Raw genomic sequence first — 21,917 nt, 5'->3', positions numbered from 1 at the left:
CCGGCATCCAGAGTTCTGCTATCGGCCCGCCAACAGACTGAATAGGTATTGGCCGTAGGTGTTGCCCTTGAAGTCAGCGGCGAGTCCTTCGAGCTGACTGTCATCGATCCAACCCTGTCGCCAGGCGATCTCCTCGGGCGAGGCGATCTTCAGGCCCTGGCGCGCTTCGACTGTCGCCATGAACTCTGAAGCTTGCAGCAGACTTTCCGGGCTGCCCGTATCAAGCCAGGCGAAGCCGCGGCCCAACTTTTCGACCGTGAGCCGGCCTTGGCGCAAATAATGATTGTTGACATCCGTGATCTCGAGCTCGCCTCGTGGCGAGGGCTTGAGCGTAGCAGCGATGTCGGCAACCTGCTCGTCGTAGAAGTAGAGTCCAGTCACTGCATAATTTGAGGGTGGATTCTTCGGCTTCTCAATGATGGCGCGCACGCCGCCATCTGGATCGAAATCGACCACGCCGTACTGGCTCGGCTCGCGCACCCAGTACGCAAATGTGACGGCACCGACGTTGCTTGTAGCCGCGCGCCGCAATTGGGCGATGAAGCCTTCGCCATAGAAGATGTTATCGCCAAGGGCCAATGCGGACCGCCCGTTCGCAATGAAGTCGCGGCCAATTATAAGTGCTTGGGCGAGGCCGTCGGGCCGCGGCTGAACGGCATAGCGCAGTTCAATGCCCCATCCTGCACCGTCCCCCAGTAGGGCTTGAAACTGCGGCGTTTCGCGGGAATGCGTGATGAGCAAGATCTCACGGATGCCGGCCAGCATCAGCGTGGTCAGCGGATAGTAGATCATCGGCTTGTCGTACACGGCCAGGAGCTGCTTGCTCACGCCCCGCGTAATCGGCCACAGTCGACTTCCGGTGCCCCCAGCGAGGATGATCCCCTTCATGCCGCCACCTCTAAAAGCGGGGTCTACAATGTGTGATGGTCCGACAATCGCCACAGAATCTCGCGGGCGACGAGCCGCGCCCCAGGGCGGAGCCGAGAAAGCTGGCATCGCTGGTCACACGCTTTCCGGACGATTGCTTCCGGGAGCGTTCGTCACCGATCACGAGGTGATCAGCCTGGAAGCGCATCACAGGGATCATGAATGCCAACCCAAAGTGAACCGCACCGCGAGCCAACGATACTTGCCGCCAAACCTTCTCGTCAACTTTGCTGAGCGCCACAAAGGATTAGTTCGTTAGGATCGATCCCGCGAAGCGTCGCGTGCGCCTGGCACAGGACCTCAGCAGTACTATCCACCGCTCAGGTGCGTCGAAAGAGAAAGCCCAACACCTGTGATGCTTCCGGTGCCTTTCGATAATGTTGACGATCAGTGCCGAAGGCGACGAACTCACGCCGCAGAATGACTCCGGAGCCTGTCACTTGCCTCAAGAAGTCGTCATTGCCGCGGGTATCTTGTCCGATGTCCTGCGCGGCCACTATGAAGGATTCACGAAAGCTTTGAGGCCGATGGGTGGATCGTCGGCCGCAAGACGATGAGCGAAATGGCAAAGGGACGCCCCAGTGCGCCAAAGTTGACACGCGAGGCGCATCTCGGAAATCGCAACGGCCCCAAGCTCGCGATCGGGATAGACCCATCGGGGCGCGTACATTTCGGTAAAGACAATGTGGGCGGCGATCATGCCATGGCGGTTCTCGGAGAGCACGTCTCCGACGCTCACCTTTTGGAACTGCGCACGGCCGGCGTGTCCTATGTGTTTGCGCGTCCCAGGGCCTCGCTGCGGCCCAAGCTGTTCGGCCCCCTGATTATCGCCGGCGCACCGCTTGCCTACTGGGTCGGCATGCACGGCAAATATCCGATGCGCTACTCGGGTGGGCTTCTGGGCGGAAGCTGGCTCACGGCGCTGACCAGCGATCTTGGCGCCGGCAGATTCGATGGTGCCTGGCTGGTGCAGAACTTCGAGAACCAGAACCCGTCCAACACTCTCAATGGCCGTCCCACCGAAGATGATCAGCAGCACGCCGGCAACGGCTAAGCTGATCCGCGTTGAAGTGGCCATGCCGAATAGTCGCGTTTGATGATCGCATAACCAGGCCCTTCACGGCAGGTTTCATCCGGCACCTCCCAAATCACCAAGATGTTGAGCGTTCTGCGCGTTTGGTCGGGTGAGAGCCGACGCTGCCAGGACGTGTTGTCGCCAGAATTTGAACAGGGAGCCACGCCCGTGCTGCAGGCGATGTTCGCGGTTGCGCGTCTTCTTGTCCTGTCGGTGGCGGCACGCGGCACCGCTACTGATCACGGTGATCCGGCAAAGGCGCCGTGATCTTCAGCCGCGAGTCGTTATGTCACACCATCGGCAAAGGCGAGCCAAATCGTTGCCGCTTCCAGGAAAAGCATCTCCTCTGCGGAGAGCGTTCCCGTCCATCCTTCCTGCCAAATTTCAACAGCACTGATCTAGAATCTTCCAAAGCAACTTTGGAATTTCTCCAAACACGGTGCCGCTGGCTCGAGTCGATCGACGATCGAGACATTCTAAGTCGCAGCCCACGCATTTGCGTTGTGGTCACCATAGCGTCTCTCTAAGGAGACGGTGCAGATCGCTAGCGATCGGACTTGCCGATGAGGCGCAGGCAACCAACGCGGAGTTCGAGTCTGCGGGGGAGTTGATTCACGGCGCCATACGTGTCGGCCGAGTTCGAACGCGGAGAGCGGATCGTCGATCCGTGGTTGTTGCAGGCCGATCGTGGAGCCATTTCACGTTGGGCGCCGTGTTGTTGATGAGGGACTTTCTGGAAATGCGACGTGCAGGTGGGGTTGGGACGGTAGCTCGCTTTGGTGCGGTGCTGCTGGGTGGAGCGGCGTTGTTGGCGTGGTGCGAATCGCCCGCTCGATCCCAAACACCGCAAGGCACCACCTCACTTCCACCCGTGACCATCGATGCTCCGACGCAACAGTCGGTCCGCCGCGCATCGATCAAACGAAATGCCGCCGGGGCTCGATCAGCTTCGCGCCGCACCACGGCGCCTGGCGCCCCACAGACCGTAACCGTCGCGGTGCAATCGCAGCCGTCGCAGTCGGGTGTCATGCCGGCCTTTGCAGGCGGCCAAGTCGCTCAAGGTGCGCGGCTCGGACTGCTCGGAAACATCGACACGATGAAGTCACCGTTCAACGTGACGAGCTACACGGACAGATTCATCCGGGATCAGCAGGCGGCGACGGGTGCGGATGCATTGATCCTGGATCCTTCCGTGCGCAGTTCCCACCCCACGGGCGGTGTGGTCGATTCCTTCAATATTCGCGGCTTCCCGATCAACGAAGGCAACAATGGTGAGTTCGCCTTCGAAGGTCTCTACGGCATCGCACCGAGCTATCGCATCTTCACGGATTACGTCGAGCGCATCGAAGTGCTCAAGGGGCCCTTAGCCGCGCTCTCGGGGATCGCACCCAATGGCGGTGTCGGCGGCGTCATCAATGTTGTGCCTAAGCGTGCGGGAGAGGACTTGACCCGCTTCACCGCCGGTTACGGTTCGACCACACGGTTCGGCGGTTACTGGGATGTTGCGAGGCGCTACGGCGACAGCAAGGAATGGGGCCTGCGCACCAGCGGCAGTCTGCGCAGCGGCGACACGCCGATTGACCGCCAGTCTGAAACGACGGGTGTCGGATCACTGGCACTCGACTATCAGGGCGAACGGTTCAGGTCCTGGCTTTACCTTATCGCGCAGACCGATCGGTTCGATGCTCCGTCACGTCCGTTCCTCATGGCGACCGGGCTGCAAGTGCCGAAGGCGCCGGACGGCCGGCTGAACGTGACGCAATCCTGGGAGTGGTCGCGCATCAACGATCAATCTGCCTTGTGGCGCACCGAATACGACATAACCGATCAGGTTACGCTGTTTGCCGACGTCGGCGGATCGCGAACCAATGTCGAGCGCTTCTTCGGTCTTCCAACGATCATCAACACCAGCGGCGACACGACCTCGACGCCGCAATTCTTCGGGCTGAGCATTGATCGGCACACATATGATGGCGGTGTACGGGCCCGCTTCGATACCGGATTCGTTCACCATGCCGTCACCTTCCAGGCCTCGGTCTATCATGACGCGCTGTACCGGCGGCTCACCAATGGCAGTCTGGTTACGTCGAACATCTATATTCCGACCGTGGCGCCAACTCAGTTCGCCAACGAGATCAGCGGGCGCCCTCGGCTCTCGGACAGTGAACTCACGGGGCTCGCGATCGCCGACACCTTGTCCGTGCTCGATGAACGTATCCTGTTGACTTTGGGTGTCCGGCGCCAGGGCGTCGAGGCGAACAACTATCTCTCCAATGTCGGAACGCTAACGACGTCCTACGACAAGAGCGCGACCACTCCCGTGGTCGGCCTCGTCGTCCGGCCCATGGACAACGTTTCCCTGTACGCGAACTACGTCGAAGGGCTAAGCCGGGGCGACATCGCGCCTCAAAGTGCTTCCAATTCCGGCGAAGTGCTCGCGCCCTATATCGCCAAGCAATACGAGGCCGGCATCAAGGTGGACTTCGGCCGGCTCGCAACCACCTTCAGCGCCTTCGAGATATCGAAGGCGAGCGGCGAGCTGTTGGCCGGGCGCTTCGCGGCGACCGCCGAAACGCAAGTACGCGGGCTCGAGTTCAACGTCTACGGCGAACTCATGCCCGATGTTCGTGTTCTCGGAGGCATTTCGCTGCTGGATGGCACCCTGACGAAGACCGCGATCGCGGCAAACGTGGGCAACACCCCAATCGGCGTTCCGAACCTACAGGCCAATATTGGAGCCGAGTGGGATCTCCCGTGGGTGAGAGGGCTCACCTTGAATGGGGCAGTCATCTACACGGGCAGGCAGTTCGTCGATGCGGCGAACAAGCAGCCGATCCCGGATTGGACGCGACTCGATCTCGGTGCGCGCTACACGACGGCGATCAACGGCAGGAAGACGGTTTTCCGCGCCAACGTTCAGAATGTGACCGGTACGAATTACTGGTCCAGCGTAGCTTCATTCGGAACGTTCTTCCTGGGAGCACCGCGCACGTATCTGCTGTCGATGACCGTGGACATTTAATCGTTGCTCTTATGGCTGGTGATGCGCTTCATGGGAGCTTCTGAAGCGCGAGTTTGGACGTTCATGTGTTGCATCGGTGCATAAGTGTAAGCCATTGAAATCGCAGACCGCACTTCGGGATTGAGCTTATGCCAAAGCCTATCCGACATCAGATCGGCGCGCCCAAGGGCTGCCGATCTGGCTGCACTGATACAACTGGCACCGACTATAGAACGCCGATCAGCAGACTGGGTTTGACCGAGGATAACCTCTTGAGGCTCCACATCTAGGGCGAGCGGAACCTTGCATGGCCTATTCGATTGTCAAATAGGTGGCTTATGGCCGAAGCCGATAAGCTTCGAGTGAACCTTCATGGCAAAGGAAATCAGACCGGTCGCTGGATCCATAAAGACGGTCGATGCAGCCGCTGAGCCGACCGTGCCGTCGGTCCGCGCCGAGGTGTTTTATACTCAAGCCTTGCGCGAGCTCGCGAAGCTCGATCTTCCGTTTCTGTTGGCCGGCACTTATGCGCTCAGCGCCTATACCGGCGTGGCGCGCGCGACCAAAGATCTCGATATCGTGTGCAAGCCGACTGATTATCCCCGGGTTCTCAATCACTTCCGGCGCCTCGGATACACCGTCCAAATCGAGGACGAACGCTGGCTCGGCAAAGTCTTCCAGGGCGAGGACTTCTTCGATGTGATCTTCGCGTTCTGGCATGGCATGGCTCCGGTGACCGACCAATGGTTCGAATCCGCACCGCGCATCGAGGTGTTCGGCACGTTGATGCGCATCATTGCCCCGACGGAGTTGATCTGGTCCAAGGCTTTCGTCCAGCTACGGCACCGTTACGACGGTGCGGACATCGCGCATCTCATTCTCAAACAGCACGACCAGATCGATTGGCGGCGTCTGCTTGCCCACATGGAGTTGCATTGGGAGGTGCTTCTGGCACATCTACTCAACTTCCGCTGGGCCTATCCGAGCGAACGCGAATGCGTGCCGCGTTGGCTGATGGACGAACTGGTCGCCCGCCTGAAGACTCAGTTTGAGCTTCCTCCTCCGCGCGTGAAGATATGTCGTGGGCGTCTGTTTTCGCAGGTCGATTACGAGCAGGCCATTGAGGAATGGGGTTTTGTCGACGCAGACGAGGATAGTGAGTAGCGATGTCTGAAAAGCCCGACAACCTCACTTTCGCTGCCATTGGCGATCTCCACGTGAAGGAGGATCGCACGTTGTCCTTCCGGGAGCTCTTTGCTGAGCTTTCGACCAAGGCCCAGGCGCTTGTCCTTTGCGGCGACCTCACTGACCTCGGCAAACCGTCCGAAGCGGAACTTCTGGCGGAGGATTTGCGCGCCTGCTCCATTCCCGTTGTCGGCGTGCTCGGAAATCACGACTACGAGTCAGGGCAGACTGAAGACGTAAAGCGCATCTTGAAGGGTGCCGGGATGCACCTGCTCAATGGGCAGTCGTACGAAATCGATGGCGTCGCCTTCGTCGGGGTGAAGGGCTTCATCGGTGGGTTTGGCCGCCGCATGCTTGCTTCGTTCGGCGAGGCCGTCGTCAAAAGCCTGGTCGCCGAAGCCGTCAACGAAGCGACGCGCCTCGAAAATGCAATGCGCGCCGTCGCCAGCAAGCAGGCTGTCGTTGTTCTTCACTACGCGCCGGTTCTCGATACGGTAGAGGGCGAGCCACCGGAGATTCTTCCGTTCCTCGGCTCGTCACGTCTCGGCGAAACGATCGATCGATTTAAGGTGAGTGCAGTGGTGCATGGCCATGCCCATCAGGGCCGCTATGAGGGCCGCACGCCCGGGGGGGCGCGAGTCTACAACGTGGCCCGATCAATCGAGAAGCCCACCGGCCGACCCTATGCCTTGATTGAGGTCTGAGCCGGGCATCTAGATTCAATGCGGTAACGCAAGCACCGCCAGCGTCGAGATCTCAACCCGGAACGGCATGGATTGAAAAAAGCCCTAGCCAACGGAACGCGGCGGCTGGTTGGACGTTGCCCGACAAGGAGCAGGGACCTCGAAAGAGGCGAATGTTCCGAAGGCCCCGTCACTTTGCGCAAATGCAAATGGCGGGGCCGCTTTTTTGGGCAGCAAGAATTTGATACGCACGAAATGGGCGGATCTGGGAAATCGACGCACCTGGAAGGCGAGCGCTGGTCGGATCGCCGGAACATGGCCCTCAAGCGGACTTCTAGGAAGGTTCCGCCGATCGCGAGGCCTCACACAGCAAGCGGGAAGCCTCGCCCGAAGTGCACCGGAATCGCCTGCAGGACGGCTTGTCCGCCGCTCAGGAACGTCAGGTATCGCTGGCTGTTGGAGGCCAATCAGAGCGGAGAAATTCCATGAGAGTGTCTGATGTAATGACCTCGGACGTTCAGCTTTGCAGCCCCGAAGACACGGTAGGAGAGGCAGCCGAAGCGATGGCCCTGCTTGACGTTGGGCTATTGCCGGTTGCGGAAGGTGACTACCTCGTAGGCATGGTCACCGACCGGGACCTCGCTATCCGCGTGCTTGGAAAAGGGCGCGGACCGGACACGAAGATCAAGGCAGTCATGACCCCCGACGTCAAATATTGCTTCGAGGACCAGGACTTGGACTCGGTTTGCTGGAACATGGGCGATATTCAAGTCAGGCGGCTGCCGGTGCTCAATCGGCAAAAGCGTCTGGTAGGCATACTTTCCTTGGGTGACATAGCGCGAAGCCACGAACGCGATGCAACTGCAGCCTCGTTGCAGCAAATCTCGCGGCCCGGCGGCCAGCACACGCAAGCTGCCTAGACAGAGCAACACGACGATCGCATCAGCCAAGCAAGTGAGCTGACGGAAGATATCGCCGGCATGCGGACCCCCGCCGCGCCGGTCACAGCTAGCGGGGTCCGGCGCTACCGTCTCAACAGCTTTCTCAACTTGGCAAGGGGGGCATTGATGACATCGCTCGGTTCAAGCCAGACGCGGCGGGCCGTCGTAATCGAGCCCAGTTACCCATCCCGGTTCTTGTTCTCGCGTTGCAACCGTCTTCATGCTGTTACGTTGACCCTGCATCGCAGGCAAGCGGCTGAAAGGACGGCGACGATGCGGGCCTGAGGCTGACCGTGCTGGAATGCTTGCCCGCATGGGCGGAGCTCGGCAGCGGAGCAAGACAAGGAGCCTGCGGTCATGAAAGAGGTACAGGAGCTCGCAACGTTTGTGGAACGTGCCCGACTGGAGGATCTGAGCGAGCGGGCGCTGGAGCAGCTCAAAATTCGCGTGCTGGATACGGTTGGTGTAGCCATCGCAGCGCTGGATGCGCCGCCTGTCGCGGCGATTCGCGGTCTCGTCGCCGAACTTGGCGGTCGTCCGTTGTCCACGCTCATCGGAGGCGGTCGCACCGCGCCGGACCGCGCCGCGTTCTACAATGGCGCTCTCAGCCGGTACCTTGATTTCATGGACAGCTATATAGCGCCCGGTGAGACGTGCCATCCATCCGACAATCTCGGCGCAGTCCTGGCAACAGCGGAGATGCGGGAGGCGAGTGGGGCCGATCTGCTCACCGCGCTCGCTGTCGCCTACCAGGTCCACATCCGATTGAGCGATGCCGCTCCGGTCCGCGACAAGGGCTTCGATCATACCACACAGGGGGCGTACGCGGCCGCTGCAGGCGCTGCCAAGGCGCTGGCCTTGCCGTCTGCACAGATCGCGCATGCGATCGCCATCAGCGGCACTGCCAACAATGCGCTGCGTATCACCCGCACAGGCGCGCTGTCTCACTGGAAGGGACTCGCCTATCCGAATACGGCGATGTCGGCCACGCACGCAGCGCTGCTCGCCAGTCGCGGCATTACCGGCCCCCAAGCTGTGTTCGAGGGCATCAAGGGATTCAAGGAGGTGATCGGCGGCCCCTTCGAGATTGACTGGCGACAAGAGGATCTGGAAGGCGTGCGCCGAACGATCGTGAAGCAGCATAATGCCGAGATCCACGCCCAATCTGCGCTCGACGCAGCGCTCGATATTCGTGCTCGCCCGGGCTTCGAGGCGGCCGCAGTCTCGGCAATACGGCTCAAGACGTTTGCGGTAGCCCATCAGATCATTGGCGGAGGGGAGGAGGGCGACAAGCGAATCGTGCGAACCAAGGAGGAGGCCGATCACAGTCTGCCCTACATGCTGGCGGTCGCGTTGATCGACGGCGAGGTGCAGCCGGAGCAATACGCACCCGAACGGATTTCGGCCGAAGATGTCCAGATGCTGCTGCGGAAGGTGACGGTCACGCCCGATCCCGGCCTGTCGGCGCAGTTCCCGCAGCGGATCCCTGCTGATCTCGAAGTCGAACAGAAGGACGGGACTGTGTTTCGGATCCGTTGCGACGATTATCACGGCTTTCATACCAGGCCGTTCGATTGGGCCGCGGCGCGCCGCAAGTTCGATAGCGTCACGGCTGCCGTCGCGAGCCGTTCCGAGTGCGACGCACTCGCCGAGGCGATTGCGTCGCTGGAGGAGTGCCCAGTTGCCGCTCTCACGTCGCTGCTCGGCGACATCTCAATCCCGCCGGCGGAGGTTCGAACGAAGTTCTGAGGAGGATGAAGCCATGGCAGACACCACATTTCCCTTCATTCCCCGGGCGGCACGCTCGGCCAAGCCGCGCCGGGTCGGCATCACCGAGATCAGAGGTCCCTATTACAGCGCCTATGGTCCCCGCCATCTGGCCGATATCCTGGAAACGGTCGGCACCTGGGTTGACGGTCTCAAATATGCCGGTGGTTCTTTTGCGCTGATGCCAGCCGATGCGGTCAGGTCGATCAACAAGCTGGCGCACGATCATGACGTCTACGTCTCAACCGGCGGCTGGATCGAGAACGTTGTGCGCTTCGGCGTGGACGCGGTCGATCGCTACATCGAGGAGGCCAAGGTGCTTGGCTTTGATGTGATCGAGATTTCGACAGGCTTCATCAGCTTGCCGACCGATAGCCTGCTGCGTCTCGTGCAGAAGGTGAAAAGAGCGGGGCTGAAGGCGAAGCCCGAACTCGGCATTCAGTTCGGCGCTGGCGGCAGCACGTCGACCGAGGAGCTCGCAGCCGAGGGTACCAAGGATGTCGGCTGGCTCGTCGCGCAAGCCGAGCGGGTGCTCGATGCCGGAGCCGACATCATCATGATCGAAAGCGAAGGGATCACCGAAAACGTCAGCAGTTGGCGCACCGATGTGGTCGCCCGCATCATCAATCAGCTCGGGCTCGAAAAGGTCATGTTCGAAGGCGCCGACCCGCAGGTCTTTGAATGGTATGTCAAGAACTACGGAAACGAGGTCAATCTGTTCGTCGACCACAGCCAGATCGTGCAACTCGAGGCGCTGCGCTCAGGGATCTGGGGCACCAAGAGCACCTGGGGTCGAATTCAGAACCTGCCCGGTTGACGGTGCGGACCTGAGCGACGGATCGCACATTGTGCGTTTCGTTTCCGCCGCCGGTGACCTCGCGGTCGATCGAGGCCGAAATCGTCAATGGTACGCGTCATCCAGTCTTCAAGCGCGATTTGGATTCAAATGAACCGCCGATTCTTGCCAAGCCAGGCGGAGATCAGCGACCGCCTGACGCCATGCATCGCCGTTACGCCCGCCGAAGCGGCGGGCGTAGGCTGGGTGGAAAGTGATGCGGAGCGGATGGCCTTCAAATTGCAGTTTTGCCTTGCGCGTCATCCGGATTGATTGTGACTGGCCAAACAGGCGGGATGCTGTGCTGCCGAGCGCAACGATTATGCCAGGCCTTGAACGCCGGATGTCGGCTAACACGGCTGCGCCATAGTGGTCGACTTCCTCGATCGTTGGGCTGCGATTGCGTGGTTTCCGATCCTTGGAATATGCGATTGGCCGGAAAGGAATGACGTTTGCCAAACGCACCTGGCGGGGTTCGATTCCGGCCTCCTCCAGCATCTCGCGCAACGCTCTGCCGGCCGGACCGACAAAAGGCCTGCCCTGCGTAGACTCCTCGGCGCCGGGTGCCTCGCCAACCACGTATAGCCGCGGTCGTCGGAACCGGCCCTCGGGCGCGACACGACGATGATCGAGACGTGTGTTGGGGGCGCTTGCCTTGCCCATCGGTTCCTCTGCCAGGCCTGAGAACGGCGACGTTCTGGTTCTATCAACCATCGTCGCGCCGCCGATTTCCAAGAGCGCTAGACCCTCGGAATTCCGCATTGGAACCCGGTGTTGCCGGCGCGAGTTTTCGACCCATAAGCTCGTTCTAGAGAGCGCTCGACGCATGGCTGCCGCGCGCATCAATGCCAAAGAATAGGAGCGTGACATGGCCAAGACAAAGACTCTGGCAGCGGCGGCAGCTCGTTCATTCCAGACCATCAATCCGGCGACTGGCGAAAACGGCCGCGTTTATCAAGGACATGCAGTGGATCAAGCCATGTCGATTGCGGCTGATGTGCATCGGGCGCAAATTGACTGGCGGCGGACTCCATTCAGCGTTCGTTCGGATCTGATGAAGAACGCGGCGCAAGCCATTCGCAGGAACCGCGAACGCTATGCCAGATTGATGACCGACGAGATGGGCAAGACCGTTACGGATGGTTTGGCCGAGCTCGAGAAGTGCGCTTGGTGTTGCGAATTTTTTGCGGAACATGCCGAAGAATTTTTGAGGCCAATCCCTCAGGATATGAGCGTCAACCATGCCGGGCCAAAGCCTCCCCCTCGTGCTTTCGTGACATTCAATCCGCTCGGCGTCATCCTTGCGGTGATGCCCTGGAATTTTCCCTTCTGGCAGGTGATGCGATTTGCGGCGCCGCATCTGATGGCCGGAAATGGCGGCGTTCTCAAACATGCTTCCAATGTGCCCGGCTGCGCGCTTGCGATTGAGGAGGTCTTTCGGGAGGCCGGATTTCCGACCAACATCTTCCGAACAGTGCTTCTGTCATCCAAGGACCTCAAGCCGCTGATCGAGGATCCGCATATTGCCGCCGTGACGCTGACGGGCAGCGTCGCGGCCGGAAAGTCTGTCGCTGCAACTGCGGGCGCCGTCATGAAGAAGGGCGTGTTCGAGCTTGGAGGATCGGACGGCTACATCGTTCTGGAAGATGCCGATCCCATTGCGGCCGCCAAGATCTGCGCGCGCGGACGGATGGTCAATGGCGGCCAGAGCTGCATTGCGGCCAAGCGGTTTGTCGTGGTCGAGAGCATACGGGAAGTGTTCGAGCGCGCGCTGATCGAAGAGATGCGCCACTATGTAGTGGGAGACCCGAGCAATCCGAAGACCAGACTGGGACCGATGGAAAGCGTACATTCGCGCGATCAGATTGCGAGCCAGGTTAGCCATAGCGTGAAGAAGGGCGCCAAAATTCTGCTCGGTGGCGAAGTGCCGAAGCAACCGGGTGCATGGTATCCCGCCACGGTGCTGTCAAACGTGCGGCCCGGGCAGCCTGCGCATGATGAAGAGGTGTTCGGACCGGTCGCCGCCGTCATTTCCGCCAAGGACGAGGTGGACGCGATCCGTACCGTCAACGCCAGTCACTTTGGTCTCGGAGCGGCGGTGATTACCGGTGACGCCGCTCGAGGCGAACGGATAGCGGCGGAAGAGCTCGACGCGGGCGCCGCGTTTGTGAACGAGAACGTCCGTTCAGACCCAAGGTTGGCATTCGGCGGCGTCAAGGACAGTGGCTACGGGCGTGAACTATCCGAATTTGGAATCCGCGAATTCTGCAATATCAAGTCGGTCTTGGTTGAGCCACTGTAGTTGCTTCGCGGGTCGAATTCGGTAACCGAGGCACGGGCCTTCGGTACACGAGAATGTCCACAGCGCTTTTTGCCCGGACGACTTGAAGGCATGAACCGTGCGGAGGCCACCTTGGGCTCCAAAACGTGGATCGATGCGAATAGGCGGTTCTGCCTGCGGAACTGAGCGGCACTTGATCCACGCAAATCCGTGCCGGTCGCGTCGTTGCGCCGCGCTTTGGTCACCCGTGGGGCCGCGATTCCTCACACGTTAAATTCGGCGCGGGCGGAAACAGGCGTTCGCGACCGGTGTTGGCAAATCGGGAGAAGGCCGAACGGCTCTTGTTCCGACACCTTCCAACGAAAAAGGATGGAGACGATGAAGAACATTGTTGGCACAGTGATCGTTGCGGCGGCGGTATCGGCTCCGCCGGCCGCCGCGCAAACGATGAACCTCGACACCCACGTTCCGAGCGCCCAGAATTCAGGCGCCGGAATTCCAGGCGACGCCGGAATCCAGAGCGGCCCTCCGCCTCGTTCCGCAACAGTCGCTGAGCAGGTGAATCCGACGGTCAAGCAACAGGATTCCGCGGAAATTGCCGGCCTGCCCGGAAACAAGAATGGCGCACCCGCGAAGCCTCTTGGTGGTAAGTGAGCGGTCATGAAGTGATGTCACGCAAGTTAACGCGCCCGGGTCAGCGCCCTCTCTGCGTCAGGCGGCGAATGAAGGGGGCGCGCGGTCCACGCGCCTCGCAGTGACGGCCACCTTCATTGACGAGCAATAGGGGCTTTGGCCAATGGGTCGATGGATCGGTCGAGATTTGGCAGGAGCCGACTCAGGGGCAGGGATTCTGCCATCGACATGTTGGTGCCGTGGGCCGCGGCGGCGCTTGGCTTTCGGGCTTCGGGCATCGCCTTCAACCTGGCTGAGCCGACCTTCTGCGTCCTGACCTTATGATTTGGTCAGCCGATTGATACCAAGCTGCTTCAGCACTCGCGCACAGAGGCGCTTCAGATCCCAACCCGGGTCCTGGCATCGTTCCACGGAAGATCCTGCATGTTTGGGTCAAGCTCCTGCTTCAGCGAGAGGTATTGAAGCATATCGGACAAGGCCAGGACGCCGAGAAGCCGTCCCTGTTCGACCACAAGCAGCCGGCTGTGCCGACCGCCCTGCATCCTGGCAAGCGCCTCCAGCGCATCCAGATGCGGAGGGACAATGATCTCCGGCGAGCAGGGGCGCATGACATCAGCGACGTGGCGCCGGGTGGTGTCGGAGGGACCCAGATCGCGGACGTCTTTCGCCATGATGCAGCCGAGGAGTTCGCCGTCGCGCAGCACTGGGAAAGCCTTAAAGTAGTATCTATAAAAGTAGTCCTCGATCAATTTCGCAATGGAAAGATCCGGTGCGACCCCGATCGGATTACGTTGCATGAGCGTGGAAACGGGAAGCCCACCGAAAGTTCGGCGAAGTGCCAACTCGTGCCGCGCCGCACCGGCGGCGCCGTGCAGGAAATACCCAATAAAGAACAGCCAGACACCACTGATTGTACTACCGGCGATGAATTCCAGGATGCCGTACAGGATCATGGCAATGCCAAAGAACTCGCCACTGCCGGCGGCAATGCGTGTGGCCCGTCCAAAGTCGCTCATCCAGCCCCAAAGGCCGGCGCGGAGCACCCGTCCGCCGTCCAGCGGGAACGCGGGAATGAGATTGAACAGCGCCAAGATCCAATTGAGGGTACCAAGATAGTCGAGCACGCCGAATGCGGCGCGAGACAGGGTCTGCTCACCTGCAGCAGCGACCAGGAGCAAGATGGTGCCAAGCACCATGCTTGCGATCGGCCCGCCGATCGCCATAAGGAATTCTGCCTTGGCGCTGCTCGGCTCCTTGTGCAGTTCAGCGACCCCGCCGAAGATGAACAGAGTAATGCCGGCGATTGGCATGTCGTAACGCCGCGCAATCAGAGCGTGGCTCAGCTCATGCAGGACGATCGAGATGAACAAACCGATCGTGCCGGCGAACCCCATCCACCAATAGGCGCTGGCCGATAAATTCGGAACTGTGCGGGGGAACTCGCCGAGCGCCAGTGTCCAAATGAACAGAGCCGCCAGGATGAGCCACGAGATGTCGATCCATACCGTAAACCCGGCGAGCGTGAGGATCTTGATCCTGTGCAGGAACATCGCTGCCTCGCGAGCAGTGGCGTTCATGGGAAAACATCGCGTCGAAGGCGCTTGTTCCTAAGGCTGAACAAGGCGCATCAGGCGCTGCACGAAGAATGTCGGCGAACTTGATGCCCAGAACTCTGGATCATTTCGTCCCAAGTGCGTCGCGGATTGCTTTCGCATTCTGCTCGAAATCGCTCGGGTCGCCTTTCGCCCGGCCTGGAGCGGGATACAGCCAAATGTGTGCGTGTGGCACTTCTTCGCCCATAATGCGGGAATGTATTTCCTCGGGAATGCCTGTTGCATTGCGCGCGCAATCATTCGTACGACTTCGAAATACGCGCCAACATTCGGCACATCCCAGACCCAGCGCCGGTGCTTTCTTGGGATGACAAGAGTGTGCCCCGGAGATTGCGGGCGAATGTCGAGAAACGCGAGATGCTCGTCGTCCTCATACACCTTCGTTGACGGAATCTCGCCGCTGACGATTTTGCAGAACGGACAGTCGACCATTGTTCATGCCCTTTGCTGCGAAACTGAGGGGCGGACATTTCGACGCGAAGTCAACGCGAGTCTCGGTCACAGGTTCATGCCGGTTCGTGTTCATCCGCTGCTCACCGGGGGAGGGTTCCTCTTTCCGATGCCTAGGATGCCGGCTGCGGCCGCCAACATGCTGGCGATTGCCGGCCAAATCAGGATCGGGAGAGATAGCTCGGCAGCTCGCGCTCGAACTCGGGAAAGTAGCGGGAGATCACGGTGACGTCGAATTGCCGCAGGATTGACTCTTTGGGTTCGCGGTCAAGCAGAAATTGGAACGCAGCCCTGATGCAATGCTCCGGCGGGTACGTGCCCATCGTCAGCCTCTCGCAAGTATCTCGTGCCAAAGTGACGTGGTGACGGGTCTCACCGTCTCCCACACGAACGATCACCTCGAATCCGAGTGGATCGCCATCGCTGACTCGCTCGACCATGATCACAGTGCGTTCACCGTCGGTCCGGTTGGGTGATCGTGGACACTAGCACATCGCCTGATGGATCAAAGAGTTGACGAGCGCATTGGGGGGAGCAGGGTCATGACCGTTCAGGTGATCACCGTGCCGTTCAGAACTTGAAGGCGTAAATGCGCCCGTCGGCGCCGACATAGAGGCGATCCTGCGTCGCTATCAGCGTCTGGAAGCGTCGGAGACCGCTCAAGGGCTCGCTGACAAAAATCGGTTCGCCGGTATCGCCGCGGAACGCGTGCAGCCGATTGTCGCCTTCGGCGCCAAGCATCCAGACGATCGGGTTGGAATGGCCGTCCGTGGTGGTCGCAATGGGGGAGCCGCGGCCGCGGAGCGCGCCGCACCAGGCGGTGGCGACCGCCGGCGACGGGCCTGCCGCGATCTTCAAGACCGTCAAATCGTGGCCTCGGCCAGGCTGCGGGCAGTGCGCTCCTGAGGCTTGGAAGGCAACAAAGACATCTTCGCCGACACGATAGGCGGCTGGCGACGTGACGATCGACGACTGGGATACTGTTTCGACCGCCAACTGGCCGCCAACGCCACCGAGTCTATTTCGGTCGAGAAGATAAGCCTTGCCATCCTTTCCCAGCGCCAGGATCAGAGCGCGGCTCCCGCCGGCTCCGGATATGTTGAAAGCAAGCGGATTGCTGCCCCCGAGATCCGCATCGCCGGCATCGAGTGTTTTCCAGTCCGACGGCGCAAAATAGTCCTTCTTGTCGTCACTGCGGCGCAGGTCGGGTCCAACGTGAAACACGGCTTCACCGTCGCTCCAGGTCGGTGCGCCGAGCGTATTCCCGGTCGCAAAGTAGATGTCGTGCTCGGAGACGCTGAGACCACCCGGCGCCCAGATGCCGCCTCCTCGCCCACGCGTTTCGAAACTGACATGCTTGCCGGGTTCGCGCAGGGAGAGTCCAACCACCCAGCCGTGATAGTTTCCGCAATCACCGAAATGGCCACTGAAGGCGACATAGACAGTGCCGTCGAGAAGGGTGAGTGCCGCACGCTGGTTGTGGACGCTCGGATCGAAATGTCGTCCTGCCTTTTGCAGAAGGGCAGCCACATCGATCGGCCAGCCGGGGAGAACGCTGCCATCCTTTGTCGAGAGTGCGAACACTTCGTGGCGCGGGCCGTTTCTCCGCTCCACGGCACCATCGAAATAGATGGCTTGGGTTGTAGGGTCGATTGCGGGCGTCCCGGTGATGCCAAGCGGATCGATATTCCCGCACGGCAGCGACGAACGGCGAACAGGACGCCCGACTACGCGCCTCCACAATTCCTTGCCGGTCGTCGCGTCCAAGGCCTGGACGACGTCGTCCTCGGTGGCCACAAATAGCATCCCGGCGTCCGCGCCAGGAGGACGCCAGTAAAGTGGCTGGGCGTACATCGAGCCCGCGACGTGGGCGTTGAACGCCCGATCCAGCTCAACCGATCTGGCTTTCTCCCAGGACAACGTCGGAACGACGTACTGGCCGCTTCGGCTATTGTCACCGTGATAGGTCAGAACCGAGCTGTCTTGAGCAAGGACGGACAGCGGCGGCGACGCCGCAAGTGCAAGTAGTCCGGCCATCAATACAGGACGTGCCGCCATTGAAAAGGCGCTTCGGATGTTCATGAGCGCCTAACAGTCCCGTGCTGCTCCGGTTCCATCTGCATGGGGAGCCTCTCACATGAACTGTGTCGTTTCGCCCTCGCGCTCACCAAGCGCCGGTTCACCCCCTCTCCGCGAGGACCTCGGCGACCTCGTACAGATGAGGATCGATATCGTCGGTGAGCCTTCCGAACTGGCTCCAGGCCTTGCGAAAGTCAGGCGACTGGTGCGCGGCCCGCAGCAGGTCGCGGCTTTCCCACTGAATGTAGTTGACGATACGGCGCCCATCGAGGCTGCGATGCAGGCTGATCGAAATAAACCCCGGCTGGCGTTGCATGAAGCGGGCTCGCTCTCTCATGAGCGACAAGGCTTCGGTCTGCTTCCCCGGCTCCGCGTCGATGATGGTAATTTGTGTGACTGGCTGCGGGTCGATTTGGATCTGCGGCATGGCGATCTCCTTTCACGACATTATCGATCGATCTCTCCAAAAACGATGTCCAGCGAACCGATGATCGCTGCGACGTCGGCCAGCAAATGGCCGCGGCAGAGCAAGTCCATCGCCTGCAGATGCGCGAAGGAGGGCGCACGGATCTTGCACCTGTAAGGCTGGTTCGTCCCATCCGAGACCAGATACACGCCGAATTCGCCCTTGGGGGCTTCCACTGCCGCATAGACCTCGCCAGCAGGCACATGAACGCCCTCAGTGTAGAGCTTGAAGTGATGGATCAGGGCCTCCATCGAGCGCTTCATTTCGCCACGGCGCGGAGGGAAGACCTTGTTGTCCTGCACCGCAACCGGGCCCTGTCCGTCGGCAGCCCGGAGCTTGGTGATACACTGCCTCATGATGCGCACTGACTGGCGCATCTCCTCCATACGGATCAGATAGCGGTCGTAATTGTCGCCGTTTTTTCCGATCGGAATGTCGAAATCCATCTCGGGATAGCACTCATAGGGCTGCGCCTTGCGCAGATCCCAGGCCGCGCCCGAGCCTCGCACCATGACGCCGGAAAAGCCCAACCCCCAGGCTTCATTCAGCGTCACCTTTCCTACATCGACATTGCGCTGCTTGAAGATGCGTAAATTCGTCAGGAGTCGATCGAGATCGTCCACCACGCGCAGAAATGGGTCGCAAAAGGCCTCGATGTCGTCGATCAGTTTCGGTGGAAGATCCTGGTGCACGCCGCCGATGCGGAAGTAGTTTGCGTGCATGCGCGCGCCGGATGCGCGTTCGTAGAATACCATCAGCTTTTCGCGCTCCTCAAATCCCCACAGCGGCGGGGTGAGCGCGCCGACGTCCATCGCTTGGGTCGTGATGTTGAGAAGATGCGAAAGCAGGCGTCCGATTTCACAATAGAGCACGCGGATCAATTGGCCGCGCCGCGGCACTTCGAGGCCAAGCAGCTTTTCTGCTGCGAGACAGAATGCGTGCTCCTGATTCATCGGCGCAACATAGTCGAGCCGGTCGAAATACCCGATCGATTGCAGATAGGTCTTGTGTTCGATCAGCTTTTCGGTGCCGCGATGAAGCAACCCGATATGAGGATCGACGCGGCGCACGACCTCGCCATCAAGCTCCAGCACAAGTCGAAGCACCCCGTGGGCCGAGGGATGTTGGGGACCGAAATTGATGGTGAAATTGCGGAGGCCTGCTTCAGTCATAGCAAACTCGCAGTTATGGCGCCTTCGAGCCGGCATAGTTCGACCCATGGCCTGGGCGGCGCACAGCATTCACGCGCCTTCAACGCGTCCCAAGCCTTTGGCGTTCCTAAAGCTCGTCTCGCCTCACTCGGCCGCGAGCGAGGATTGCGCAACCGCACCGTGCCCCAGCCACAACCCGGAAGCGCTCGGGTTTGCACTCGATTGGGCAGATGACAGAAGATGCAGATGACAGACGATGTTGAGCACGATTGGCGGCTGGATGGTTCTGTGCGACAGAGGGGGCGGCCTCCACCTGTCCGAGCCTGAGCATCCGCCCCCCGCGCGCCGCTGGGAACGACTCAACAGGATGCCCCTGGTCGTTCTAGACCACTGGCGCGTGCTGGTCCGGCTCCAATCTGAACAACCTGCTCTCATTGGGCTTCGCAGGAAGTTGCAGCACGACTGCCCTCTGACCCACGCGCAGTCTTGTAAGAAGCACAACCTTGCCGTTCGCAAATTCCAGCGCGTCGTGATGCCTGTTCGTCACTCTCTGGTTGATCTTTCGGAATCGCGCCAACCGCGACCCAATGTTGCCGAATTCCATTTTCGGGAAAAGCGTCGCAAACGGGTGGTCGAGTACGGCGTCTTCGCTGAAGGCAAGTTCGGTGCCTGGCAGGAGGCACGCGCACGTCTTTGGCTCCGCGATTGTCGAGAACCCTCGCGTAGCGGTACCGGCGAATTCGCTTAAGATCAGCAAATCGCCAGCCTTTGCCGGACGCGAGTGAACGGCATGGAGGCTGTAGTCACACATGAAATTCTCCAACTTGTTCTTCGCAGTACCGCTTGGCGGGCAGGCAGACCGACGGAACCGTTCGGGTTCGGCGTCGACTACTCTGGACTGCCCGGCTGCTGCCGCGGCTCATGCGGGAGCTGACCCAGGGTTACGCTCAATGAACTCTGCTTTCCGGCGCGAACCATCGCGAGCTGAACCGACGAGCCGGGCGCCGTCGCGTGGATCTTCTTTGTCAACTCGGTAGCGCTCTTGATTGGTTGTCCACCCACCGACGTGACTACGTCACCACGTCGCAATCCGGCCTTCGCTGCGGGGCCGCCGTCTTGAATGCCGGTAACGATCGCACCATGAAGGTTGTCGGCACCGAGGCTATCGGCAATCTCGGGAGTAACTGATTGGACTTCGGCACCCATCGATCCGCGCGTTACGGTGCCGTTTTCCTTCAATTGGGGTATTACCGCGCTGACGGTGTCTGCCGGGATCGCAAACGCAACCCCCGACCAGCCACCGGTCAGCGAGAAGATCATACTGTTCACGCCGATGACATCGCCGTTGGTGTTGAGACTTGGTCCGCCAGAATCGCCGCTGTTGATCGGTGCATCGATCTGAATGAAACCCTCGCTCGGACCATTCTCGATTTCGCGTTCGCGAGCCGAGACGATGCCCGCCGTGACTGTACCTCCAAGCCCGAATGGATTGCCTACGGTAAGCACCCAGTCGCCGACACGTGGCGGTTGCCCAGCTATCTTCACGTAGGTAAAGTCGGTTCGCCCGTCGACCTTGATGAGGGCCAGGTCGCTGAGCGGATCCCTTCCGACCACCTTTGCGGAGTAGGTTTTCTTGTCGCTCGTGAGGATCTCGGCAGTATCGTTGTCCTTGACGACGTGACTGTTCGTTACGGCGTAACCGTCGGGCGAGATGAAGAATCCTGATCCCATTGCAACCGCTTCGAGTGTATTCGGCCCTCTTCCGGGGTTCAGGCCATCAGGTCCCGGAACTCGCTTACCGGGAATGTCCTCGTCAGGCGTATCGAATCGAAACGGTAGGTCTGGCGGAAGTTGCCTAGTCTCTGCAGATTTTGAGATGACGCCGACGACTGCGGGTTGAACTCTCTCAGCGATCTCGGCAAAGTTATTAGGCCCTCCATTTGGCGGCGCGACATCTCGAATCAAGTGGATCGCGCCCGCAGGCCACACTGCGACACTGGTGTCATGGGTAGATTGCGGCTGCGCAACAGCGGTGCTGACGGCGGCCAGGGCCGTCAAAGCGATCATGCCGCCGGTAGCTGACGTTCGATGATGGCCGAAGATCAATTTTCGAAACGCTGCTTCCACTGTCATTGTTTTCGTTTTTCCCGTTGCCTGGCAATCCGCTTCGCTCGCGGCCGTACTCCAAGGTCCGCGCGGAGCACAATCCCGTGACGGCTCACCGGCTGTAGGTGCCGACGAGCTCCGCTTGTCCAAGCATATGCTTCTTGGCCGCCTTCCAGACATCGGCCACGGCGAGCGTGGGTGCCTGCGAGAGCGCCTCGATGTCGAGCGCCGCGAGTTTGAAATGGTAGTGATGCGTGCCGTGGCCCTTGGGCGGTGCGGGCCCACGGTAGTTCGGCTCGCCGAAGTCGTTGACACCCTTGCCTATGTTTTCTGATTTTGCCTCGCCGCGGCCGACACCTTCCGGCAGAAGGGTACGTCCGCTCACGATATTGTAGAGTCCCCAATGACGGAACGTGCCCGATGGCGCATCCGGATCCTCGACCACGAGCGCAAAACTTTTGGTGCCGGCGGCGGATCCGACCATTGCAAGGGCGGTGAGAAGTTCTCGCCGTCCGCGGTGTATCTGACCGGTATACGCTCGCCGTCGCGGAATGCAGGGCTTGTCAAGGTGAATGGCATTTGAGCCTCCGGTCGGCTTGCATGATGTCGTGGTGACCTCTTGAGGCAGAAGCCTTGCCCTTCTTCCGCCCAGCGACAGATCGAGGCAAAGGTTTCTACCGTCCTCAAGAAACGGCCAATTTCAGCAGGAGTTTCTTGTCGGAAC

General features: G+C 60.4%; 19 protein-coding genes and 2 pseudogenes. 10 read left to right on the top strand and 11 right to left on the bottom strand.

The annotated features are described in order from the left end of the window. Positions 1–18: 18 nt before the first annotated feature. Positions 19–888: a glucose-1-phosphate thymidylyltransferase RfbA gene (rfbA, locus tag MTR72_RS35885; protein WP_280964635.1), complete on the bottom strand. Its 870-nt coding sequence runs from the start codon at positions 886–888 to the stop codon at positions 19–21. A gap of 829 nt (positions 889–1,717) precedes the next feature. Between rfbA and MTR72_RS35880 the strand changes: the two are divergent. The 8 genes and pseudogenes from MTR72_RS35880 to MTR72_RS35845 all read left to right on the top strand — a co-directional run. Further along, positions 1,718–1,933 (top strand): annotated as a pseudogene (locus MTR72_RS35880) (DUF3141 domain-containing protein); the annotation flags it as partial. A 772-nt stretch (positions 1,934–2,705) separates the two neighbouring features. After that, positions 2,706–5,024: a TonB-dependent receptor gene (locus MTR72_RS35875; RefSeq protein ID WP_445819673.1), complete on the top strand. Its 2,319-nt coding sequence runs from the start codon at positions 2,706–2,708 to the stop codon at positions 5,022–5,024. A 124-nt stretch (positions 5,025–5,148) separates the two neighbouring features. Next, positions 5,149–5,293, top strand: a pseudogene (locus tag MTR72_RS35870) (IS481 family transposase); the annotation flags it as partial. Between the two features lie 82 nt (positions 5,294–5,375). Continuing rightward, the gene (locus MTR72_RS35865) at positions 5,376–6,167 is read left to right on the top strand and encodes a nucleotidyltransferase family protein (RefSeq protein ID WP_280964632.1); all 792 of its coding nucleotides are present in this window, start codon (positions 5,376–5,378) and stop codon (positions 6,165–6,167) included. 2 nt (positions 6,168–6,169) lie between these two features. Then, the gene (locus MTR72_RS35860) at positions 6,170–6,892 is read left to right on the top strand and encodes a metallophosphoesterase family protein (RefSeq protein ID WP_280964631.1); all 723 of its coding nucleotides are present in this window, start codon (positions 6,170–6,172) and stop codon (positions 6,890–6,892) included. Between the two features lie 464 nt (positions 6,893–7,356). Beyond that, the gene (locus tag MTR72_RS35855; RefSeq protein WP_280964630.1) at positions 7,357–7,791 is read left to right on the top strand and encodes a CBS domain-containing protein; all 435 of its coding nucleotides are present in this window, start codon (positions 7,357–7,359) and stop codon (positions 7,789–7,791) included. Between the two features lie 378 nt (positions 7,792–8,169). Then, a complete protein-coding gene (locus tag MTR72_RS35850; protein WP_280964629.1) occupies positions 8,170–9,561 on the top strand; it encodes an MmgE/PrpD family protein in 1,392 nt (463 codons plus the stop codon). Positions 9,562–9,574: 13 nt separating this feature from the next. After that, positions 9,575–10,396 (top strand): phosphosulfolactate synthase, encoded by an 822-nt coding sequence (locus tag MTR72_RS35845; protein WP_280964628.1) that lies wholly within the window; start codon positions 9,575–9,577, stop codon positions 10,394–10,396. Between the two features lie 108 nt (positions 10,397–10,504). On the opposite strand, the gene MTR72_RS35840 is transcribed toward MTR72_RS35845, so the two are convergent. Next, entirely contained in the window at positions 10,505–11,077 is a 573-nt protein-coding gene (locus tag MTR72_RS35840; protein WP_280964627.1) for a uracil-DNA glycosylase, read from the bottom strand. A gap of 205 nt (positions 11,078–11,282) precedes the next feature. On the opposite strand from MTR72_RS35840, the gene MTR72_RS35835 reads away from it, so the two are divergent. Both MTR72_RS35835 and MTR72_RS35830 read left to right on the top strand, forming a co-directional pair. Further along, positions 11,283–12,716, top strand: coding sequence for an NAD-dependent succinate-semialdehyde dehydrogenase (locus MTR72_RS35835; protein ID WP_280964626.1), 1,434 nt, complete (start codon positions 11,283–11,285; stop codon positions 12,714–12,716). 348 nt (positions 12,717–13,064) lie between these two features. Beyond that, positions 13,065–13,349 (top strand): hypothetical protein, encoded by a 285-nt coding sequence (locus MTR72_RS35830; RefSeq protein WP_280964625.1) that lies wholly within the window; start codon positions 13,065–13,067, stop codon positions 13,347–13,349. A gap of 356 nt (positions 13,350–13,705) precedes the next feature. On the opposite strand, the gene MTR72_RS35825 is transcribed toward MTR72_RS35830, so the two are convergent. The 9 genes from MTR72_RS35825 to MTR72_RS35785 all read right to left on the bottom strand — a co-directional run bounded on the left by MTR72_RS35825 (position 13,706) and on the right by MTR72_RS35785 (position 21,677). Next, positions 13,706–14,905 (bottom strand): site-2 protease family protein, encoded by a 1,200-nt coding sequence (locus MTR72_RS35825; RefSeq protein ID WP_280964624.1) that lies wholly within the window; start codon positions 14,903–14,905, stop codon positions 13,706–13,708. A gap of 30 nt (positions 14,906–14,935) precedes the next feature. Then, positions 14,936–15,373 (bottom strand): HIT family protein, encoded by a 438-nt coding sequence (locus tag MTR72_RS35820; RefSeq protein ID WP_341512018.1) that lies wholly within the window; start codon positions 15,371–15,373, stop codon positions 14,936–14,938. Positions 15,374–15,552: 179 nt separating this feature from the next. After that, positions 15,553–15,831 carry a hypothetical protein gene (locus MTR72_RS35815; protein WP_341512027.1) on the bottom strand — a complete coding sequence of 93 codons (279 nt, stop codon included), beginning with the start codon at positions 15,829–15,831 and terminating at the stop codon, positions 15,553–15,555. A gap of 130 nt (positions 15,832–15,961) precedes the next feature. Continuing rightward, positions 15,962–17,473: an outer membrane protein assembly factor BamB family protein gene (locus MTR72_RS35810; RefSeq protein WP_280964621.1), complete on the bottom strand. Its 1,512-nt coding sequence runs from the start codon at positions 17,471–17,473 to the stop codon at positions 15,962–15,964. A gap of 97 nt (positions 17,474–17,570) precedes the next feature. Further along, positions 17,571–17,897, bottom strand: a complete 327-nt coding sequence (locus tag MTR72_RS35805; RefSeq protein WP_280964620.1) for an antibiotic biosynthesis monooxygenase family protein — start codon at positions 17,895–17,897, stop codon at positions 17,571–17,573. Positions 17,898–17,917: 20 nt separating this feature from the next. After that, positions 17,918–19,108 (bottom strand): NADH-quinone oxidoreductase subunit D, encoded by a 1,191-nt coding sequence (locus MTR72_RS35800; RefSeq protein WP_280964619.1) that lies wholly within the window; start codon positions 19,106–19,108, stop codon positions 17,918–17,920. A 361-nt stretch (positions 19,109–19,469) separates the two neighbouring features. Beyond that, on the bottom strand, positions 19,470–19,898 hold the full coding sequence (locus tag MTR72_RS35795; RefSeq protein WP_280964618.1) for a hypothetical protein: 429 nt from the start codon (positions 19,896–19,898) through the stop codon (positions 19,470–19,472). Between the two features lie 77 nt (positions 19,899–19,975). Beyond that, complete coding sequence (locus tag MTR72_RS35790) at positions 19,976–21,220, bottom strand: S1C family serine protease (protein WP_280964617.1); 1,245 nt, start codon at positions 21,218–21,220, stop codon at positions 19,976–19,978. A gap of 85 nt (positions 21,221–21,305) precedes the next feature. Further along, entirely contained in the window at positions 21,306–21,677 is a 372-nt protein-coding gene (locus MTR72_RS35785; RefSeq protein WP_341512017.1) for a YbhB/YbcL family Raf kinase inhibitor-like protein, read from the bottom strand. Positions 21,678–21,917 lie beyond the last annotated feature (240 nt).

Source organism: Bradyrhizobium sp. ISRA442 (genome assembly GCF_038085055.1).
Classification (GTDB): domain Bacteria; phylum Pseudomonadota; class Alphaproteobacteria; order Rhizobiales; family Xanthobacteraceae; genus Bradyrhizobium.
Note: the sequence above shows the minus strand (reverse complement) of the source record. Positions and strands in the feature narration are given on the sequence as shown.

What these genes read in the sequence shown, in the direction of transcription:
- MTR72_RS35800 (WP_280964619.1), bottom strand. Translation starts at nt 19,108, where the DNA reads ATGACTGAAGCAGGCCTCCGCAATTTCACCATCAATTTCGGTCCCCAA.
- MTR72_RS35805 (WP_280964620.1), bottom strand. Translation starts at nt 17,897, where the DNA reads ATGCCGCAGATCCAAATCGACCCGCAGCCAGTCACACAAATTACCATC.
- MTR72_RS35830 (WP_280964625.1), top strand. Translation starts at nt 13,065, where the DNA reads ATGGAGACGATGAAGAACATTGTTGGCACAGTGATCGTTGCGGCGGCG.
- MTR72_RS35820 (WP_341512018.1), bottom strand. Translation starts at nt 15,373, where the DNA reads ATGGTCGACTGTCCGTTCTGCAAAATCGTCAGCGGCGAGATTCCGTCA.
- MTR72_RS35785 (WP_341512017.1), bottom strand. Translation starts at nt 21,677, where the DNA reads ATGGTCGGATCCGCCGCCGGCACCAAAAGTTTTGCGCTCGTGGTCGAG.
- MTR72_RS35840 (WP_280964627.1), bottom strand. Translation starts at nt 11,077, where the DNA reads ATGGGCAAGGCAAGCGCCCCCAACACACGTCTCGATCATCGTCGTGTC.
- MTR72_RS35860 (WP_280964631.1), top strand. Translation starts at nt 6,170, where the DNA reads ATGTCTGAAAAGCCCGACAACCTCACTTTCGCTGCCATTGGCGATCTC.
- MTR72_RS35795 (WP_280964618.1), bottom strand. Translation starts at nt 19,898, where the DNA reads ATGTGTGACTACAGCCTCCATGCCGTTCACTCGCGTCCGGCAAAGGCT.
- MTR72_RS35825 (WP_280964624.1), bottom strand. Translation starts at nt 14,905, where the DNA reads ATGAACGCCACTGCTCGCGAGGCAGCGATGTTCCTGCACAGGATCAAG.
- MTR72_RS35855 (WP_280964630.1), top strand. Translation starts at nt 7,357, where the DNA reads ATGAGAGTGTCTGATGTAATGACCTCGGACGTTCAGCTTTGCAGCCCC.
- MTR72_RS35865 (WP_280964632.1), top strand. Translation starts at nt 5,376, where the DNA reads ATGGCAAAGGAAATCAGACCGGTCGCTGGATCCATAAAGACGGTCGAT.
- MTR72_RS35815 (WP_341512027.1), bottom strand. Translation starts at nt 15,831, where the DNA reads ATGGTCGAGCGAGTCAGCGATGGCGATCCACTCGGATTCGAGGTGATC.
- MTR72_RS35810 (WP_280964621.1), bottom strand. Translation starts at nt 17,473, where the DNA reads ATGAACATCCGAAGCGCCTTTTCAATGGCGGCACGTCCTGTATTGATG.
- rfbA (WP_280964635.1), bottom strand. Translation starts at nt 888, where the DNA reads ATGAAGGGGATCATCCTCGCTGGGGGCACCGGAAGTCGACTGTGGCCG.
- MTR72_RS35790 (WP_280964617.1), bottom strand. Translation starts at nt 21,220, where the DNA reads ATGACAGTGGAAGCAGCGTTTCGAAAATTGATCTTCGGCCATCATCGA.
- MTR72_RS35850 (WP_280964629.1), top strand. Translation starts at nt 8,170, where the DNA reads ATGAAAGAGGTACAGGAGCTCGCAACGTTTGTGGAACGTGCCCGACTG.
- MTR72_RS35845 (WP_280964628.1), top strand. Translation starts at nt 9,575, where the DNA reads ATGGCAGACACCACATTTCCCTTCATTCCCCGGGCGGCACGCTCGGCC.
- MTR72_RS35835 (WP_280964626.1), top strand. Translation starts at nt 11,283, where the DNA reads ATGGCCAAGACAAAGACTCTGGCAGCGGCGGCAGCTCGTTCATTCCAG.